General features: G+C 59.7%; 1 protein-coding gene. It reads left to right on the forward strand.

Going from position 1 to position 554, the window contains the following annotated elements:
• The coding region (locus tag I6F33_RS37920) for a transposase (protein ID WP_225145792.1) at positions 1-554 on the forward strand (554 nt) is incomplete at both ends.

Here is a 554-nt window from a genome sequence, read left to right on the forward strand (position 1 = left end):
ACGAAAGCACCACGTGCCGGATATCTTATCGATTGCGGCAGAACACATGCTGGCGAGCGCCAAATGGAAAACCGTGAGTTGGCGCAGCGGGACGAAAGGTCGGCTGAAAGCCCGATTTGCTGCTCTCCGTGTCCGCACCGCCGACGGCCCTCCCCAGCGAATCTGGGATAAGGGTCAGCAGCATCTCCCGGGCGACGAAGCTTGGCTCATTGGCGAGCAGCGTGCCTCAGGGGAGAAGAAATACTATCTCGCCAACCTCCCTGCGGCGACGGATCTGCGCACACTGGCCGCCACCATCAAGGCACGATGGATTTGTGAGCAGGCGCATCAGCAGTTGAAGGAGGAGCTTGGGCTTGATCACTTCGAAGGGCGATCATGGCAGGGTCTTCATCGCCACGCCCTGATGACAATGATTGCCTACGCCTTCTTGCAGCACCGTCGCCTCGCACATGCGGGACGGAAAAAAAAGAATCAATGGGCCTCCGCCTCAACCAACCATGCCCGCCGTACGCCACGCCATCGTCGATCTCATTCTTCGGCCGCCATCGCAGCGA

This window comes from Bradyrhizobium sp. BRP20, assembly GCF_020194215.1.
Taxonomy (GTDB): domain Bacteria; phylum Pseudomonadota; class Alphaproteobacteria; order Rhizobiales; family Xanthobacteraceae; genus Bradyrhizobium; species Bradyrhizobium yuanmingense.